This is a genomic window from Nocardia sp. NBC_01377, from assembly GCF_045040005.1.
GTDB lineage: Bacteria > Actinomycetota > Actinomycetes > Mycobacteriales > Mycobacteriaceae > Nocardia > Nocardia noduli.
Genome location: NZ_CP109568.1, coordinates 26,344 through 44,631, shown reverse-complemented (window position 1 = coordinate 44,631; position 18,288 = coordinate 26,344). Strand labels below are relative to the sequence as shown.

Annotated in this window: 12 protein-coding genes and 1 pseudogene; 9 read left to right on the top strand and 4 right to left on the bottom strand. The window is 66.3% G+C overall.

What is annotated here, in order from left to right; translation table 11 throughout:
• Nucleotides 1–408: 408 nt before the first annotated feature.
• From OG225_RS43070 to OG225_RS43060, 3 genes are all read left to right on the top strand, one after another.
• Nucleotides 409–1,152: a hypothetical protein gene (locus tag OG225_RS43070; RefSeq protein WP_331761171.1), complete on the top strand. Its 744-nt coding sequence runs from the start codon at nucleotides 409–411 to the stop codon at nucleotides 1,150–1,152.
• A gap of 362 nt (nucleotides 1,153–1,514) precedes the next feature.
• On the top strand, nucleotides 1,515–3,704 hold the full coding sequence (locus OG225_RS43065; RefSeq protein WP_405183702.1) for a hypothetical protein: 2,190 nt from the start codon (nucleotides 1,515–1,517) through the stop codon (nucleotides 3,702–3,704).
• 378 nt (nucleotides 3,705–4,082) lie between these two features.
• Nucleotides 4,083–7,097 carry a Tn3 family transposase gene (locus tag OG225_RS43060; RefSeq protein ID WP_331761265.1) on the top strand — a complete coding sequence of 1,005 codons (3,015 nt, stop codon included), beginning with the start codon at nucleotides 4,083–4,085 and terminating at the stop codon, nucleotides 7,095–7,097.
• Between the two features lie 33 nt (nucleotides 7,098–7,130).
• On the opposite strand, the gene OG225_RS43055 is transcribed toward OG225_RS43060, so the two are convergent.
• Nucleotides 7,131–7,757 carry a TetR/AcrR family transcriptional regulator C-terminal domain-containing protein gene (locus OG225_RS43055; RefSeq protein WP_331761167.1) on the bottom strand — a complete coding sequence of 209 codons (627 nt, stop codon included), beginning with the start codon at nucleotides 7,755–7,757 and terminating at the stop codon, nucleotides 7,131–7,133.
• Nucleotides 7,758–7,856: 99 nt separating this feature from the next.
• Here OG225_RS43055 and OG225_RS43050 point away from each other — a divergent pair, with 99 nt between their 5' ends.
• The 4 genes from OG225_RS43050 (at nucleotide 7,857) to OG225_RS43035 (ending at nucleotide 12,190) form a co-directional block, all read left to right on the top strand.
• The gene (locus tag OG225_RS43050) at nucleotides 7,857–8,105 is read left to right on the top strand and encodes a hypothetical protein (protein ID WP_331761165.1); all 249 of its coding nucleotides are present in this window, start codon (nucleotides 7,857–7,859) and stop codon (nucleotides 8,103–8,105) included.
• On the top strand, nucleotides 8,102–9,061 hold the full coding sequence (locus OG225_RS43045) for a zinc-binding alcohol dehydrogenase family protein (RefSeq protein WP_405183701.1): 960 nt from the start codon (nucleotides 8,102–8,104) through the stop codon (nucleotides 9,059–9,061). Before OG225_RS43050 ends, OG225_RS43045 begins: the two co-directional genes overlap by 4 nt.
• A gap of 313 nt (nucleotides 9,062–9,374) precedes the next feature.
• Nucleotides 9,375–9,728, top strand: coding sequence for a hypothetical protein (locus OG225_RS43040; protein WP_331761161.1), 354 nt, complete (start codon nucleotides 9,375–9,377; stop codon nucleotides 9,726–9,728).
• 23 nt (nucleotides 9,729–9,751) lie between these two features.
• The gene (locus OG225_RS43035; protein WP_331761159.1) at nucleotides 9,752–12,190 is read left to right on the top strand and encodes a tetratricopeptide repeat protein; all 2,439 of its coding nucleotides are present in this window, start codon (nucleotides 9,752–9,754) and stop codon (nucleotides 12,188–12,190) included.
• A gap of 168 nt (nucleotides 12,191–12,358) precedes the next feature.
• On the opposite strand, the gene OG225_RS43030 is transcribed toward OG225_RS43035, so the two are convergent.
• From OG225_RS43030 to OG225_RS43020, 3 genes are all read right to left on the bottom strand, one after another.
• The gene (locus tag OG225_RS43030) at nucleotides 12,359–13,531 is read right to left on the bottom strand and encodes a hypothetical protein (protein ID WP_331761158.1); all 1,173 of its coding nucleotides are present in this window, start codon (nucleotides 13,529–13,531) and stop codon (nucleotides 12,359–12,361) included.
• A 281-nt stretch (nucleotides 13,532–13,812) separates the two neighbouring features.
• Nucleotides 13,813–14,157, bottom strand: a complete 345-nt coding sequence (locus OG225_RS43025) for a helix-turn-helix transcriptional regulator (protein WP_331761156.1) — start codon at nucleotides 14,155–14,157, stop codon at nucleotides 13,813–13,815.
• Nucleotides 14,154–15,230: a tyrosine-type recombinase/integrase gene (locus tag OG225_RS43020; RefSeq protein WP_405183700.1), complete on the bottom strand. Its 1,077-nt coding sequence runs from the start codon at nucleotides 15,228–15,230 to the stop codon at nucleotides 14,154–14,156. The genes OG225_RS43025 and OG225_RS43020 overlap by 4 nt, the downstream gene beginning before the upstream one ends.
• A 353-nt stretch (nucleotides 15,231–15,583) precedes the next feature.
• Between OG225_RS43020 and OG225_RS43015 the strand changes: the two are divergent.
• Both OG225_RS43015 and OG225_RS43010 read left to right on the top strand, forming a co-directional pair.
• A pseudogene (locus OG225_RS43015) lies at nucleotides 15,584–16,592 on the top strand (tyrosine-type recombinase/integrase).
• A 607-nt stretch (nucleotides 16,593–17,199) separates the two neighbouring features.
• Nucleotides 17,200–18,282, top strand: a complete 1,083-nt coding sequence (locus OG225_RS43010) for a hypothetical protein (RefSeq protein WP_331761152.1) — start codon at nucleotides 17,200–17,202, stop codon at nucleotides 18,280–18,282.
• Nucleotides 18,283–18,288 lie beyond the last annotated feature (6 nt).

Below are 18,288 nucleotides of genomic sequence, written 5' to 3'. Positions count from 1 at the left end.
CTGAGCCGCCGGCCCTCTGTTCGGTCGGTCCGTTGACAGCTCCAAAAATTGGCTTTAGATTCGCTTCATGCCGAGACCGAAGCACATGCGTGTCTCCCCTTGGCATCTCGCTCTACACGCCTTCATCACCGCGCCATCGTCGCCGCAGAATTATCCATTCACCACAGTGCTTTTCAGGATTGCTGGGATCCACGCGCTGGCGCAGTCGACCGCCGACGCCCCCTTCCTTCCACGTGTGCGGTCACAGTGGTGACGGGTTCGGTACCGCAGGAGTCGAAGACAGGGGCGATGTCCCGGCGCGACGACCGAAGCACACATTCCGGCAGTTCGTACGCATCTGTCATAAATTTCGGGCGTAGGCGGCGTGTCGATTCTGTATCAGATACAGGGGCATGCAAAGGTGTGCGCATGGGTCAGACGAATAAAGGCGAGAGGGAGTTAGTGCAGATGCACGCCGCACCTGCACTAGTGCGCGCCCTGGACACGGAAGCCCAAGAGAGCGGCGCAGATAGGGGCCCCTTCGTGGCCGACATGATGGCCACGTTCTTCGGCTTCTACACATTGCCAAGCGGGAAAACGGACCGAGACGCTCATGTCAAGGACGTGACCGGACTTGCGGCCCTGCCGGTTCGCCGACAGGTCTATGACGTAATGATGGCGCACGCAAGCGATTCCGGAGTCAGCCTCACAGAGGCTGTCACACTCACGGCCGCCCACGCGATGGGTGTTCCCGAAGCGAACTTCGCCTTCGATACCGGTCAGGAAATGTTCGCGATCCGTGCCGGACGTGTCCATACCCAAAACCCGCCACCGCGGATCCCAGTGCGAGTCGTCAAGCCGGTTCATACCATCTTGAAGGACGAGGCCGATCTGCACGGTACCGCGATGGGGCGCTATCTGGCTGACATGATGGCCACCTTCCTCGGCCTGCCGGAGCACGTGAAAGTCGTGGAAACCTGTGCGGCCCTGCCAGTTCGGAGATCCGTGTATGAGGCATTCGTCGATCGTGCAGCCGAACTTGAGGTCAGCCTGATCGAGTGCGTATCCAACACCTTGGCCCAGGCGCTGAACATGCCAGCCACGGCGTTCGGCAACGAACAACCGACCCAGCAGATGTTTCCCATCGGCGCCGAAAGGGCTGATGCGGCCTGACAAACCAAAACCCCCTCACCGTTTCGCGGACGGGAAGGGGGCCAGATACCCAACCAGCTAGAAGGGAGTTCTGAGCTTTTGGTCGTTCTCACGGTAGCCGCATGTCCGGCGCCGATCAATTCGACACGCCGTCACCCTTCGATGACGCAGTGCCAACACCTGGGGGGTAATGCAATGACTCGACTTTGAGCTGTCCGTGCCAGGGACAGTCTCATCAGCAACTGAATAAACGACAGGCTCGGAACCCCGAACAGTCGGAAGCCCCCAGCGTGCCAGGCCGAGGGCTTCTTCCCGAAAAGTGGTTATGAGGGACTCAACCTCATTACCTGAGCCGTCCCCCCCACTTCCGAGAGGGCTTTGTTGTGAACAGCAACGGCTCTGAGGATAGCGCACGCCCAAATGCCGGTCCACTAGCAACGCGCAACGGTGTCGCTGACCTCTGCCTTGACTCACCCGCACCTCCCCGCAGTACCGATCCTGTAGCAGTCGCTCCACACGCCGATAAGACCCCTGAAGCGGTGGTGGCAGCGCTTGCCACCCAAACGCACAAACTGGCTGGCTTTAGCAAAACACCAGCTCCGACGAGTGAAACTCCGGAGCTGACTTTCACGGTGCTCGCCCCCTTGCTCGCGGCGCGTCGGCGCATGCGCGTGATCGACCCGCGAACGAACACCTCAGGGCGTACCCGAAATCTCGCTTTGCGGCGTCCGGAGTGGCCGGCTGCGGTGCCGATCTACGACGCGACGCGGCTGACGACGATGCTCGTGTTCGATTTCGACTCGAAGAAGCACGGTGCACCTGCGGTCGACCGGGATGTCGCAAAGGTCACCGCGTGGTTGCGTGACTGCGGTGGGCAATGGATCAGCGACCACAATCCGGGTAACGGCGGCCGCCACGTCATCGTGCTGCTGGCAGTGGGTGAGTCCTATCGGCGCGTGAATATCGAGCCCGTGATGCGGCTGCTAGCCGATCGCCTTCCGACGCTGGATCTCTCGCCGATGCTCAACGAGAAGACCGGCTACATCACCCCGCCCGGTTCAGCAACCAAGGACGGCGGGTCACGGTTGCTGGACGGCCCGCTCAAGGATGCTGTCGCCGCCTGCGCTGCCCGGTCCGAACCAGGAGTGATCGCCCGTCTGAGGCTGCTGCTGGGCGACTCGCTGCAAACGGCGCACACACCACCGTCGGCCTTGAGCACACCGGAGACCGTCTCTGCGGACCTGTGGAATGGAACGGGTGCCGACGCTCGGCTGCGCCCAGAATGGCGACTGCGCACCGAGATCCCCGCTGTTCCTCTGGCCTTCGCCCGCCACGGCACGATGCCGAAGGACGGCCGCTACCGCAGCCGGACCGAGGGATGCCAGTCCGTACTCGCGCACGCCGCCCTCCGCGGGCTCTCCCTCGCTGAGGTTCAAGTCCTCGTCCACGCCAGCGACGCGGATGCCTGGACCGGATTGCGCGCCCGCTATGAGGAGGACGAACACCGCGCCGATGCGCATCTCCAACACGACTGGAGCAGAGCTTGCCACTGGACATCGCAACACATCCCAATCTTGCGGTCGTCCGGACACGGAGAACATGTAGTGCACACGCCCCCCCTGGGGGAAGAGTTCGGCGGGACGAGAGACACCCCGTACTCACGCTGGCTTGCGTCGGCTGCTGGCTGGGTGCAAGCCAGCTTCCCGGGACAGTCTTACCGGTGGACAGCGATGGCGGTGCTTCAGGCACTCGCGTATGCCGCTTGGCTGAAGCAGCACCAGGGTGGGGACGGGACGCCGCTGGTCGGCGTCGGTATCCGATCGCTGGCACTGCACGCCGGGCTGATGCCGGAATCCACCGTCGCCGACGTCTTGGCTCGCATCAGGGATATGCCGGGCGCCCCGATCGACCGCGTACGACTGGCTGCGGGCACCCTCGCCGACCTCTACTCCCTCGTTCCGGCACGCCGGCCCCACGACCTCGACACCACGATCGACCCGGTCGACCTAGCCCGCGTGCGGGTCGACCCGGTCCATGATGCTTGGCGCATCCTCGGGCTGCGCGGCCGCGCCGTCTACGAACTCATCATCCGCACCGGCCTGCGTCGACGAGCGGACCTCGCCGCGGCCACGCATATGGCGGCCTCCACCGTCGACGATGTGCTCGCCGCGCTCAAGCAGGCTGGCCTGATCGTCTCCACTGGACGTGGCACCTACGGCGCTGGCACGGTCACCCTCGACGACATCGCCCGCGCCCACGGTCTGCCCGCCGAACGCGCCCGCCGCCTGGCCGCCTACCTGCGCCAACGCCGCGAATGGCGAACCTGGCTCGAAATTCGGCACGGAATGGTCGTGGACCCAGGAAGCGTCGACCCCATCGACCTTGTCGCGCCGTGGGACCTCGATACCGAGCTGGACGAGGCCATCTGGAGCGCCCAAATGGCCACAGGACCACCAGACCCACAGTCGACACACTCACTACCCGGCGATATCGACGAAGGCCCAGCCCGAGACGAAGATGCAGTCGCGCTGGCCCTACTCGTCGCCGAACTCGGAGCCGTCGTCATTTCTTGAAGGAGCGCTTTCCGGCACCGGTCGGCGCGCCTGGTGTCGGGGTCTCATTCGAAGTGGCGGGGCCCCCTCTCTGCGCCGGCCTGCGGTTCGCCACGTGCCCAACAGCTGCACGGTTGAACCCTCCTCACGAGATCTGGCGGATCCCGGTCTCTCCGTGGTCTGGTGCGTGAGACGGCCGATGGACCCGATGTCGCCACGCAGGACCCGTCGTGCAATCGACGGGGGTCACTTTTCGGGGTTCCGGTAGTAATCGCCGAAAATCGGGCGGATATGGCGTAGCTGCCTGGTAGGAGCGGGTTTCGTGTTCGTGCTGCGGGCTTGGGTCGTTGGTGCTTGGCTGCTGATGAGGTTGATCGGCGCAGCTGGAGGTTGGGGTTCGTGGCGACGCGGCTGTTCGCGGACGAGGAGTTGCAGCGTCTGCGCGAGTTCCCGGAGATCAGTCGGGAGGAGTTGTTCCGGTATTTCACGCTGACGCCAGCCGATTTGGCGTTCGTCGATCCGGGCCGTGGTCGGGGTCCGGCGGATCGGTTGGGCCTGTCGGTGGCGTTGTGTGCCTTGCCGTGGCTGGGATTCGTGCCGGACAAGGTGTCGGCGGCGCCGCCGGTGGCGGTGGCCCGGTTGGCGGAGCAGCTGAAGCTGAATCCGGCGGAGATCGGCACGTACGGCAGACGCGCCAAGACTCGGACGGAGCACGTTCGGCTGGCGGCGCAATATCTCGGTTGGCGGCCGTCGGGTGGGCTGGAGTTGAAGGAGCTGGACGAGTTCCTGCTAGCGCGGGCGCTGGAGCACGACTCGCCGACGTTGTTGTTCCGTCTGGCGTGTGAGTATCTGATCTCGGCGCGGGTGATCCGGCCGGGCCCGGTCACGGTGGTGGAGCGAGTCGCCCACGCCCGCAAGCAGGCTCAGTCCGAGACTTACGACCGGTTGGCGCATGAATTCACGTCGGAGCGGTGTGCAGAGTTGGATGCGCTGCTGGCTATCGATGCCTCGATCGGGACCTCGCGGGTGCGGTGGCTGTCGACCGGGCCGGTGGAAGCATCGGCGAAAGCAGTGAAGGCCGAAGTCGACAAGCTCGGGTTTCTGCGCGGTCTGGGCGCGGACACCCTGGATATGTCGGTGCTGCCGGCGGAACGACGCCGGTTTCTGGCCACGATGGGGCGGCGGCTGACCCCGCAGGCCCTGGAACGGCGGGATCCGCAGCGCCGCTACCCGATCCTGCTGACGGTGCTGGCGCAGTCGGCTACCGAGGTGCTCGACGAGGTGGTGCAGCTGTTCGACCAGGCGATCTCGGCGAAGTTCAGCACGGCTGAAAGACGGATGCACGAGCAGTTGGCCGAACGCGGCAAGACCGGCGAAGACCGGCAAGCTCTGTTGGACGAGCTGCTGTCCATCGCCTGCGACCCGCAGATCCCCGACGAGGAGATCGGCAGTCTGATCCGGAGCGAGCGGATCGGGTGGGACCGGTTGCGGGCGGCGATTGCGCAGGCCAAGCCCCGCCTGCCGCGTGATCATGGGCATCTGGCCGCGTTGGATTCCTCCTACAGCTATCTGCGGCAGTTCACCCCGGCTGTGTTGTCGACGGTTCGGTTCGCCGGTGGTACCGCGGCGACCGAGCTGCTGCTCGCGGTGGACATCCTGCGGGAGCTCAATGCCACCGGTTCCCGCAAGGTGCCCGAAGAAGCGCCGGCCGGGTTCGTACCGTCCAAGTGGCGCGGCTACCTGGACGAGGCTCGCAAAGCGGGAAGTGCCACCGCCTACCGGCACTACTGGGAGCTGTGCGTGCTGCTGTGCCTACGAGACGGGTTGCGGACCGGGGATGTGTTCGTGCGCGGATCCCGCCGCTATGCCGATCCGGCCGCCTACCTGCTCACACCCCAGCAGTGGGAGCCGCAGCGCGCCGAGTTCTGCCGCCTGGTCGGCAAATCCGCCGATCCCGCCCGCGCCCTGGCCGCGGCCACCGACGAGCTGCACGCCGCGGTCGGCGAGCTGGAAACCGTACTCGCCGACGGTGACGGGCCGGTACGCCTGGACGAGGACGGGGACCTGGTGATCTCGCCGCTGACCGCCGAAGACATCCCGGCCGAAGCGACCGCACTCAAGGCCGAGCTGACCGAGATGCTGCCATTCGCGCCGATCGTGTCGCTGCTGATCGAGCTGGACAAACGCACCGGTTTCCTGGACTGCTTCACACATGCCACCGGAAAGCAGGCCCGCACACCAGAACTCAAACGCAACCTCATTGCCGTCCTGCTGGCCGGTGCCACGAATCTCGGCCTGACCAGCATGGCGGATGCGACGGGCATCTCCTACGACATCCTCACCTGGACCAAGGAGTGGTATGTACGGGAGGAAACACTGCGGGCGGGGAACCTGGCGCTCATCGACTACCACCAGCGGCTGCCGCTGACCGCGGCATTCGGTACCGGAACCTTGTCCTCGAGCGACGGGCAGCGGTTCCCCACACGTGGCAAGTCGGTCACGGCCAGGGCTCTGAGCAGGTATTTCGCGGAGGAGGGCCTGTCGACGTACACCTGGGTCACCGATCAGCATGCCACCTACGGCACAAAGATCATCGTCGCCACCCGCCGCGAGGCCCACTACGTGCTCGATGAAATTCTCGGCAACGCATCGGATCTGCCGATCACCGAGCACGCTACCGACACGCATGGGGTCACGCTGGTGAATTTCGGACTGTTCGACCTGCTCGGGCTGCAACTGTCGCCGCGGATCCGGGACCTCGGCAAAATCACGCTCTACCGGCCGGGGTCGCGTGCGGAGGCCGAATCCCGGTTTCCGCACGCGGGCCCGCTGCTGACTCGCAAGCTGAACACCGATCTCATCGCCGAACACTACGACGATCTGCTCCGGTTGGCCGGATCATTGAAATTCGGGTATGCCACCGCGTCCCTGCTGGTCGGCAAGCTGTCCGCGTCGGGCCGACAGAACGCGCTCGCTGCGGCGTTGAAGGAGTACGGGGCCCTGCGCAGAACGGTCTACGCCGCGAAATACTTGTCGGATCCCGACTATCGGCGCAGGATCGCCCGCCAGCTCAACAAGGGCGAATCGGTGCACGCACTCAAACGCGACCTGCTCTACGCCCACGAGGGCATGATCCGGGCCCGGCATCTGGAGGCACAGACCGAGCAGGCGTGGTGTCTGACCCTGGCCACCAACGCGGTGATCGCCTGGACCACTGAGTACTACGGGCTCGCCGTCGACCAGATGCGCCGAGCTGGGCGTCGGATCGATGACGATGTGCTGGCGCATATCAGTCCGGCGCACAGCGAGAACATCAACTTCTTCGGTGCGATCGAGGTCGACATCGACGCCGAGCTCGCTCAACTCGGCCCCACCGGCTACCGGCCGCTGCGCGTTCGCGACACTCTGTTCTGACCGGGTGCCCGTGAGAAGTGCTGTCGCTGAGGGTTATCCGGTGGTGGCTGCTGCGCCCGCGATGACCACCTCGAGGCACTCGCTGAACAGGTCGTCGACTGTGCGACCGGGCCGGAAGTATTCGGTGATGCCGGCGATCACGGTCGGGTGCTGTTCGGTGAATGCCGCCATGTCGAAGTCGTTCATCGCGTCGGGGTCCGGGCGAGGGGCCTGCTCTTCGAGGACGTGGCCGACGGTGAAACGCTCCACCGCCAGCACGATCACCCGAGCACGGTGCAACGGAACACCTCGCGCCACCAGCGTGCTCATCGCCAGCTCAGAGATGTCGGCCATCTTCAGCGAGAGCTGGGAAGCCGACAGCACACGCGCACCGTCGGGGTGGGCCAGCAGCGCACGGCGCAGCCGCTGGGCCAGCTCGCTGAGCCAGTCCTGCCAGCGCTCCTGCGGCGCCGGCGGTGACAGCTCACCGAACTCCTGATCGAGGATCGCCTCGGCGAGCGCGGTGACCAGAGCTGCCTTGTTGGGCAGATGCCAGTACAGGGTCGGCTGCCGCACACCCAGCCGTGCGGCCAGCTTTCGCAGGGTCACCCCGTCGAGACCCTCGGCATCCAGCAATGCGATCGCCTCGGTGACGATGCGCCCTCGGTCCAATGTCAACACACACCTCCCGCCACGACTCTATCACTGATAGAGTCGTCTCTATCGGCGATAGAGACGACCATGAGTCTTCGCCGAGACCGCAGACACAGGAGGATGAAAATGACACACCAGCATTCGATGCGGGATTTGCTGCACTGGGCGACCCACCGAGTTCCCGGGGTTCCCGCTCACGCCGAGCGGACACCCGGCCACCAGGGCGCCACGCGCCACAGGCAGGCGTGGCGGAACCCCGCTGTCCACAACCGGGTGCTCGACCACCGGTGGAATCACTCACCCGCCCGCCAGCCTCGGGTGCTGGTGGGGTGGCAGACGCGGATCGCGGCGTTCTTCGGTCAGGAGCTGCGGTGAAAGCCGCGGTGTTGCACGAGATCGGGAGCGTTCCGCGATACGAGGACTTTCCGGATCCGGTGGCCGGTGAGGGGGAAGTGATCATCGATGTGAAGGCCGTTGCGGTCGAGAACGTCGACAAGGCGATCGCGACCGGAACGCATTACGCCAGTGGGCAATTCCTCACCGAACTCCCGGCGATCCCTGCCTTCGACGGCGTCGGCGCGCTGCCCGACGGCACCCTCGTCGGCTTCGGTAACCCCCGGCGGCCTTACGGTGCGCTCGCCGAGAAGACCGTGGTGGCCGCCGCCGCGTACGTCCCGATCCCCGAGGGAATCGATCCGGCCGTCGCCACCGTGCTGGCCACGGCCATCACCGGCATGTCCATCACCACGGCCGCCGGTTTCGTTCCCGGCGAGACGGTACTGATCCAAGGGGCTACCGGCGTCGCCGGGCGACTCGCGGTCCAGGTGGCCCGGCTGCTCGGAGCGGGGCGGATCGTCGCGACCGGCCGTGACGACGATCAGCTCCGCGACGTGCGGGCGCTCGGCGCCGACACCGTCATCAATACCGCTGTCGGCGACGACGCGTTGGCGCGGGCGTTCACCGAAGCCAAGGGTGAGGGCTACGACGTGGTCTTGGACTATCTGTGGGGCCGGCCGACCGAGATCTTGTTGCGCACCCTGGTTCCGGAGTCGTTCGCGTTCCCGAAATCGACGCGCTTGATCCAGGTCGGTGAGGCCGCCGGCCGCGGGCTCACCCTCACCGCCGAGAGTCTGCGCACCTCCGGAGTCGAGATCTACGGTGCGGCCAAGGGGCTCGACGCGGAGACCATGGGCAGGATGTACGGGCAGATCGTGGAGTGGACACGGTCCGGCGAGCTCACCTTCGACCTGGCGACGATTCCGCTGAGCGACATCGAAACCGCGTGGCAGCGAACCGACCTGCGCGGCAAACGACTCGTCGTACTGCCATAGCCGCGAAGGCCGACTCCGCAGCACTCGGCGCGGGCCACATTACCCCGGATAATGGGCTGTTATCCGAGGTAGCGCGGGGGTCCGAAGCGGTCTGCATTCTGGGTTATCGGGTACGGCGGCTGGCCTGCGGGCCGATCCGCACGGGTGGTTGGTTGGTTGTTGAGCGACCGTCCGGGATGTGGATTGGGTTGTGCGGGTGGGGTGTAACGGTTGGTGGCTGGTGGGCGGCATTGTGTGTGTCGGCTGGTGGTTCTGCGGTGGTGCTGTGAGGATCGATGGCCATATACCGGATGTTCGAGGATGGAGGTCGGGCGTGAGTTGGGGGCAGACGGTGGTGCGTGCGGTGGTGAGTGCTGTGGTGGGTACGGGGTTGGCGGTGGTGGTGAATCTCGCGACCAGCGGCGATTACTCGCTGTGGGTGTGGGGCGCGGTCGTGGCGTTCACCCTCGGGGTGGTGGTGGTGTCGGTGTGGGCGCAGAGCAACCAGCCTCCGGCGGCTCCTCCGGCGGGTGGGGTCGATGTCGGCAATGTGAAGGCGCGCGGATTCCGGGTCAGGAACGTGAAGTCCCCGGGTACCGGGGTGCGGATGCGCCGTGGCCGTTTTCGTGAGGATATCGATATCTCCGATGTCGAGTCCGGTCCCGGTGGTGGTGCCTCACACCCGTGACCCCGTCCTCGTCCTCGTCTGCGGTGGGTTCGGGTACCTGGTTCGGGAAGGCGTCGGCCCGCGCCATCACTGTCGACAACTCGCGCACCACGATCAATGTGGGTGTGGCCGGGTTGCCTGCGGTCGAGACCGGGTCGGGGTTGATGGTGGTGGGCCGTATCCCGCGCCGGGCCAAGCATTTTGTGGACCGCGCCCAGGTGCGGGAGTTGCGGGAGACGCTGGGCCGGTCGCTGGTGGGGGTGGTGGTGTGTGGGATGCGGGGTGCGGGTAAGACCCAGGTCGCCGCCGCCTACGCGCGGGAGGTGATCGCGGCGGGTGGGCCGGGGTTGGTGGCGTGGGTCAACGCCGAGACCTCCGATACCCTGCTGTCCGGTTTGGGGGAGGTCGCTGCCCGGGTCGGGGTCGCCGACCCCGACGGCGACTCCGAGAAATCGGCGCACCGGCTGCGTGATCACCTGTCCGGGCGGGACGTCCCGGCGTTGCTGGTCATCGACAACGCCGTCGGCCCTGACCGGGTCGACGCGTTTCTTCCGGTGGGTGGGGTGACGCGGGTGGTGATCACCAGCACCGACCGGGCTTTCGCCGGGTTCGGTGAACTCGTCGACGCCGGTGCAGGTTTCGCCCGAGCCGAGTCGGTGGACTACCTCACCGACGCGACCGGACTCAACGATCCGCCCGGCGCCGACCTGGTGGCCGCCGATCTGGGTGATCTGCCGTTGGCGTTGTCGGCCGCGGCGGCCACGATCACCGGCCGTCGCCTGGACTACCCCCGCTACCAGGAGCTGTTGGCCGCGCAACGGTTGTCGGCGGTACTGCCGCGCGGCGGCGGTAGTGAGCATCCCCTCGCGGTCGAGGAAGCGCTGCTGCTGGCGCTCCAGACCATCGAAACCCCCACCGGCGACCCCGCACTCGACGACACGGTGCGCTGGTTGGTGGGGGTGATGTCGATGCTGGCTCCCGACGGCGTGGACCGTGTCATGCTGCCCGACCGCGACGGATCGCTGGACATAGCGTTGCAGCGGTGTGTGCAGGGTTCGCTGTTGTCGTGGTCGGTGACCGGGGACACGGTCGTGATGCACCGGCTCCTGGCCCGTGTGGTCCGCGAACGCGCCCACGCCACCACCCTGGACCGGCTCGCCCTCGACGCCACCGCGGTGATCACACCACTGCTGTTCGGCGAATCGGAGGCCTACCAGCGGCGTGAGGAAGGTTCACGACTGGTCGACCACATCGAAACACTCTGGGAAGCGACCGATCACGGTGGGCTCGACACCGACACCACCACCACGGTGCTGAAGTACCGCCGGTGGACGACCCGGCAACTCATCAAAGCCGCCGACACCACACGAGCGATCACCCAAGCCCACACCACCCACACCGACCACGAGCGGGTCCTCGGCCACAACCACCCCGACACCCTGTCCTCCCGCAACAACCTCGCCTACGCCTACGAATCGGCGGGAAGGCTCGGGGAGGCGATCGCTCTCTACGAACGCACCCTCACCGACCGGCAGCGGGTCCTGGGCGAGGACCACCCCGACACCCTGGCCTCCCGCAACAACCTCGCTCTCGCCTACGAGTCGGCGGGGCGGCTCGGGGACGCGATCCCGCTCTACGAACGCACCCTCACCGACTACGAGCGAATCCTGGGCGAGGACCACCCCAACACCCTGAACTCCCGCAACAACCTCGCCTACGCCTACGACTCGGCGGGGCGGCTCGGGGAGGCGATCGCGCTGTTCGAACGCACTCTCACCGACCGGCAGCGGGTCCTGGGCGAGGACCACCCCGACACCCTGTCCTCCCGCAACAACCTCGCCTACGCCTACGAGTCGGCGGGGCGGCTCGGGGACGCGATCCCGCTCTACGAACGCACCCTCACCGACTCCGAGCGGGTCCTGGGCGAGGACCACCCCAACACCCTGAACTCCCGCAACAACCTCGCCTACACCTACGAGTCGGCGGGGCGGCTCGGGGACGCGATCCCGCTCTACGAACGCACCCTCACCGACTCCGAGCGGGTCCTGGGCGAGGACCACCCCAACACCCTGAACTCCCGCAACAACCTCGCCCACGCCTACCAGTCGGCGGGGCGGCTCGGGGAGGCGATCGCGCTGTTCGAACGCACTCTCACCGACCGGCAGCGGGTCCTGGGCGAGGACCATCCCGACACCCTGGCCTCCCGCAACAACCTCGCCTACGCCTACTGGTCGGTGGGGCGGCTCGGGGAAGCGATCCCGCTCTACGAACGCACCCTCACCGACCAGCAGCGGGTCCTGGGCGAGGACCACCCCAACACCCTGGCCTCCCGCAACAACCTCGCCTACGCCTACCGGTCGGTGGGGCGGCTCGGGGAAGCGATCCCGCTGTGGGAGCGACTGCTTCTCGACTGTGAGCGTGTCCTGGGGTCGGTCCATCCGATCACCGTGGCTGTTCGCGGCAACCTCGAGGCTGCCAAGTGATTCACAGGCGCCGCGGAATCGTTCTCTGACAGCTTTTTCCGGAAGAGGATCTCCGACTACCGCCAGGCCACACGAATCGACGACCACGTCGAGAAGGAACGTACGGCGGGTTCCGGTGTTGCTGTCGGTGCCATCCCATATCTGACCTGCTCGTATTCCCCCTGGCAATCACGGATGTGAGGGTGCTCGGCGGGCTCGGATAGCGGCGTAGTTGGACCAGTCCGTAGCGATGAGCGAGGCGCGTTCCGCAGCGAATTTCGGGTTGCAGCCGACAAGGTCCGCGAGGACCGGCGCGGGGATCTCCCGCAGCAGTTCGTTTAAGGCCGCGACCCGGCCGGCGCCGGTGACGCCGAGTTGGCGAAGCCGTTCCCGGAGCCTGGCGGTGCTGATCGGGCGGTTCGGTCGCTGCCCGGGTAGTAGCCAGGGTGACGTCGGGTTGGCTGCGGTGCCCATGTTGCGACGTTGGGTGATCAGATCGGTGATGAGACTGTCCAGGGGCTCGGGCATCGGCAGGTCTTCTTCGGCGATCCGCAGGAACACCTGACCGTCTTGGATGGTCACGTCGTCCAGCCTGATTTGAGCGATGCGGGTGGCGGGCATGGCATAGAGCAGGACCAGAAGACCCGCGACGCGGTCGATCGGGGGCAAGGTGTCCTCGGTGAACAGTTCGCGGATCAGTGCGATCCGCTCCGGCTGGGGTTGCGCCGCCGGAGCGGCGCCCCTGGGTGGGTTGGGAATTCGCAACTTCGGGCAGAGCCGTCGCCGGATGGCGAAGGTCATGAAGATGCGGGCCAGAAGGCGGGTTGTCGGGCCGTCGGCAAACCAATCGTCGATATCGTGCTGTGTGCATTCGGCCAAGAGGGTTCCACGAGCCCTCAGCCAGTTCAGAAAATCCAACGCGGCCCTTGATTGCTGGCGGGCGGTCGAGAAGGCCGAGGCGCGAAGGGCGCCGTTGTCGAGTTGCTGCAGGATCCGGTGGCGGTGGTGCCACCGAATGTAGGTGGCGAGGGCCTGGCGGTCGTCGGTCGCGGCGATCCCGCTGAGCAGGTCGGCCGTCCATTCATCGAACTTCAGCAGTCCTGGATTGCGTTGCGGCAGAAGACCGGTCGACATGAGAAGTTCGCGCAGGTAGCGGACGCTGTGGGAGCGAGGCAGGGCGGAGAAGGCTTCGTGGGTCAGCGGCAGGTCGCCGGTCGCCAGCGCCCGCAGCCGATCACCGACGCCCGGATAGCGAAGCCACTTTTCGACGCTGGCCGGGTTCTTCGACGAGCACAACGCATCGACCAACGGGGTCAGGAATACCGCTGCAGAGCCGGTGCCGTCATCGAGGATCGTGCTCACTCTGCGGTGTAGCGCGCATCGTTCGCATTCTCGGACTCCCCACAAGATCTGATCGTCAGCACCGCAAGTGTCACAAGCGAATCCAGTGATGCCGAAGCAGGGTGCGCAGAGCTGGTCTTCGTCGCGCTGGCCGGGGAGGACTCGGCAGTGTCCGCAGTCGGAGCAGACACCGATGCGACGGTAGACGGCCCGGTGGCAACTGGCGCAGATGACACCATCCGGCCAGCGGACCGACCGCGGCCGCATCTGGCCGCAGCGGGCGCAGGAGCTGGGTTTGTTGCTCACTGGGAGTCCGGGGTGATGCGGGCCCGCCGTGGCCTACCGATCCGATTGAGGTCGACGACATCGTCGGACAGGTCAGCGCCGACCGCCTTGCGCGACTTGACGGTTTCGACCTGCGGAGCGATGAGGTCGTTCGGGGTGCAGGACAGAATGTCGCAGAGCGCGACCAGGATCGGCAGGGACAGGCGCTCAGGCTTGCCGGACACCAGCCGGTAGATCTGCACGTTTGACAGATGGATGCCGCGGTCGGCCAGTAGCGGCGCCAGCTCGGTGGTCTTCCACATGCCCTGCTCGGCCATCCGTTCGCGCAGCAGCCAGTTGTAGCCCATCTTCTTGGTGGTCATCTCTGCCCCTTCTCGCCGCAGGCCTGCTCGATCACCTTGTCGAGAGCGGCCCGCAGCACGGTCGTCTTGTAGTCGGAGGAGACCGAGGTATAGACCGACAGCGTGCTGCCGTGCTCGTGCCCGACCTGCTGTTGAACGAACAGCGGGTCGAAGCCGTCCTCGATCAGATGAGTGATGTAGCTGTGGCGCAGGCAGTGCGGTCCAAGTTCGGCCGGCAGGCCTACCCGCTCTCGGAGCTTGACGAACGCCGCGTTGAACCGGGTCTCACTCATCCGCTGCGACCGCTCCGACGGCCACAATGCCGCGCTGTTCTCGCGGCGGCAGTAGGACCAGATATCGTCCACCCACTCCGTGAGGATGTCGACCGACCACGGCATCACGGTCAGCACGCTGCGCCGTTTCGGGCCGCTGCCCTGGCTGCCCTTGCCGAACCTGACGTAGCAGACACCGAAGTCGCCGAACTCCGTCGCCTTGGGGTTGCGACCGAAATCGTGGACCTCCAACCGCACCAGTTCCCGGCGACGAAGCCCAAAAGCATAGGCGGTCTTCAACATTGCCGCGTCGCGGAACGCTGCCACGGCGCCCTTGCGCCCGTTGCGGCGGATCTCCTCCACCATCTCGTCCGCCGCATCGAACAGCAGCTGCAACTCCTGCCGGGTCAGTGCCCGCCGCTGCGGGCGTCCCTCGACGTCGAGGATGTGCTTGGCGCTGTTCCAGTCGTGGCTGATCTGGATCGGGTGAGTGCCGAATCGCTTCTCGCACTCGACATCCCACCCATAGAGCGGTTCACAGACGTAGCCAAGGAACGAGCGGATCGCCAGCTGGTAGGCCCGCACCGTCGACAGCGCCAGCCCGCGCACGGCACGTAGATCGGTCGACCACTCCTCGAGATGCTGCGGCGTCCACTGCCACGGGAACTCACCGGAGTGGTCCTGAAACCGCCGTAGCAGATCCAATCGGGCATCGACAGTGCCGAAGGCCAGGTTCCGGCTCAGCTGCTGCTGCCGCCACCCTTCCAGCATCGCCTCGAACACCTGCACGTCCGGACGCAGCAACGGCACCCCGGCCGCCACCACCCGATGGGCCGCGCCAGCGACCTCCAACCTTCGCGATCCCGCCACCCAACACCCCAACATCCACCGAATGATTCCTTCATCAGATGATATATCGGGTGAAGAGCGGCTGATCACAGCCCCGGCTCCGATACCTCTCGCGCTATCGACCCAAGTCGGGGGCCAGCAAATTCCCGCAGCTCAGAGACCAAATCTGTTGACGCAGACAATCTTTCATCAGATGAAATATGGGCCAGAGCCCGGATAACGGGCTGTTATCCGAGGTATCGTGGGAGTCGACCTGCGGCGGACCCGCTGACGCGCGTACACGAAGCGGGCCCGTTATCCGGGGCAAGCACCGGAGGGCAATGGCGATGGCGGGCACGGTGACCCGGATCCGGGCGGTACCGCCCCGCACGGTGCGGGCGTCGGCCGAGGCGTACCTGGACACCATCGGCTCCCCGAACACCCGCCGCGCCTACACCATCGCGATCCTCAAGACCGCCGACCAACTCCACGGCCGCGGCCCGGACGGGCTGCGCGCGGACAGCCGGGCTCTGGCGGCGGTCACCGACACCGAGATCGGTGCCGCGCTGGAGGCCCTGTGGGGTTCAGCGGCGGTGAACACCTGGAACGCGCGCCGCGCCGCGGTCGGCAAGTGGCTGAACTGGTGCCGCGAACAAGGCTGGGACGCACCGGCAGTCCCGGCATCGGCCGGGCGATCCACCCCGCCGGACTCCGGCACCCCGATCCGTTCCCGGACCGCGATCGACCGGCTCATCGCTCGCCGTGACGTCCACCTCCGCGAGAAGACGCTGTGGCGGATGCTGTACGAAACCTGCGCCCGCGCAGAGGAACTGCTGCAGATTCAACATCGAGGATCTCGACCTGCCCGGCCGCTGCGCTCCGGTGAAGTCCAAGGGTGCCAAACCACGCACCCGCCGCCGCGGCGCCGCCCACCACGAGCACGTCCTGGAAACCGTGTACTGGGACGCTGGCACCGCACGGCTGCTGCCCCGTCTGATCAAGGGCCGCACCCGCGGACCGCTGTTCGTCACCCACAGGCGACCCGGGCCCGGGAAATACCTCGCCGACCGCGACGTGTGCCCGGACACCGAGCTGGCCCGGCTGTCCTACGACCAGGCCCGCGACCTACTCGACGCGGCCACCGCAATCGACGGTCCCGGAACCGGATGGGACCTGCACGAACTCCGCCACTCAGGCCTCACCCACCTCGGCGAGGCAGGCGCCAGCCTGCTGGAACTGATGGCAAAATCCCGGCACCGCAAGGCCGAGAACCTGCGCCGCTACTTCAAACCCTCACCCCAGGCCATGCGCGACCTCACCAGCCTCATTGGCCCAGGAGCAGACCGACGTCACTGAGTTGACCGCTGCCCCTGACCTCCGGTGACGTCATATCCGCCCGAAATTCGGCGAATGCTACCGGGACCCCTTTTCGCCACATCCAATGCGAATCCGCCACCGTCTCGCCACATCACCTTGAGAACCGACACCGGGCACAAGGCTGTGCCGTCGACAGACGAAAGGAATCATATCTATCATTACTTACGTAGCGTCATGTAAGTGATGATAGATATGTTAGATATGATATTATTGCTGAATGGCAACTGATACTCGCGCTTCGGGCCCGGTCGGACACGACGATGTCTTCCCCGTTGGAGAAGCGCTCGAAGCAACACGAGCAGCGGTCGACGAGGCCCTTAGCCGCGGTGCGGTAACCGGTGAGGAGGCGGCGGACCTCATCGCGCGGGCCGACCACGTCGCAACGCAACCGGCCCGAATCTCTGCCGCTCACGACCTGCACCGTTTCGTCCACTCGACAAAATTGGGGCGGTGGATCTGCCGATTCCCTGGATGCTTTCACCCGCCGGTCGCCCCCACGTCCACAGGCAAAGGCGGCGCTCGGAGTACCTATTGCGCGGTGGTCCGGGACGAGAGCGGAGGGCCGAAGCACACTGCGGGCAGGTCCATGAGGTTGAAACGGTGGCTCGACCGCGACGGCTCCACGCAGGAAGTGCCGGCCGACGACGACACCCATGAGCGTCCGATCAGCCTCGCTCGAATGTCGATCCCGGCGCAGGTGCAGAGGTTCGTTGATCTGGCGGAGGACCTGACGAGGCAGATCAACGGCACGGCCGCTGGCCTGCGGCAGCAGGTTGCCCTTCTCGGCGATGACGAAGCTCGGCAAGCCGAGATCGAATCAGTGCAGCTCGACGCCCGTCGAGAGGTCGAAGCAGCCGAGACCACCCGCCTCGCCGCCGATGGTCGCGCACGCGAGGCCACGAGACGAGCAGAGCAGGCCGAGCGCGACCGGGCCGAGGCGGAAGAGGCCGCCGAAGAATCGATCGAGCGCGCTGAAGCTGCGGAGCGCACCGCAGCCGAGCAGGCCGAGCGCGACCGGCAAGCCGTAGCTGACGCCCGAAGCGCGGCCGCCGACGATATCGCGCGAATCCGGCAGGACGCCGCCGACGAGATAGCCAACGCCCAGCGCGACGCCGAAGCCCGGATCGTCACCGCAACACAGGAGGCCCAGCAACGAGCCGACGAAGAAGTCCGCGCGATCAGTGACGACGCCGCCACCCGGATCGTTGCGGCCGAGACCAAAGCCGAGGCTGCGGAAATTGCGACGCGCGCCGCCGGTGAGAAGGAACGAGCTGCCCGCGCCGACGCCGAGCAGGCGCGACGCGAGGCCGCGCGCGACGCGGCGACCGCGGCGGCTACCCAGGACGCCAACCGTGCGTTGACGCAAGAACGAGATCAGCTGCTGCGACGGATCGAAGTTGACACCGAATCCCATCGCCAAGACATCCTGGCCGCAAACGGGCGAGCCGAGAAGGCCGAGGACCGACTCGATGAGGAGCGGAATCGCCATCAAACCGAGCTGGACCGTCTCGCAGCCGAGCGCTCGGCGGCCGACACACGCGCTACGACCCAGCTCGAGGCAGTCGTCGCCACCCATGAAAGCCAAGTCGCCGCCCTCGAAGCCCGAATTCGACTCCTAGAGCAGATCGCAGCGTCAGGCAAGGGCGAGCCGTTCGCACCGAATACGTAGAGCCCG

Coding starts and splice junctions, on each gene's coding strand:
- OG225_RS43070 (WP_331761171.1), top strand. CDS start 409: ATGGGTCAGACGAATAAAGGCGAGAGGGAGTTAGTGCAGATGCACGCC.
- OG225_RS43050 (WP_331761165.1), top strand. CDS start 7,857: ATGACACACCAGCATTCGATGCGGGATTTGCTGCACTGGGCGACCCAC.
- OG225_RS43025 (WP_331761156.1), bottom strand. CDS start 14,157: ATGACCACCAAGAAGATGGGCTACAACTGGCTGCTGCGCGAACGGATG.
- OG225_RS43010 (WP_331761152.1), top strand. CDS start 17,200: ATGAGGTTGAAACGGTGGCTCGACCGCGACGGCTCCACGCAGGAAGTG.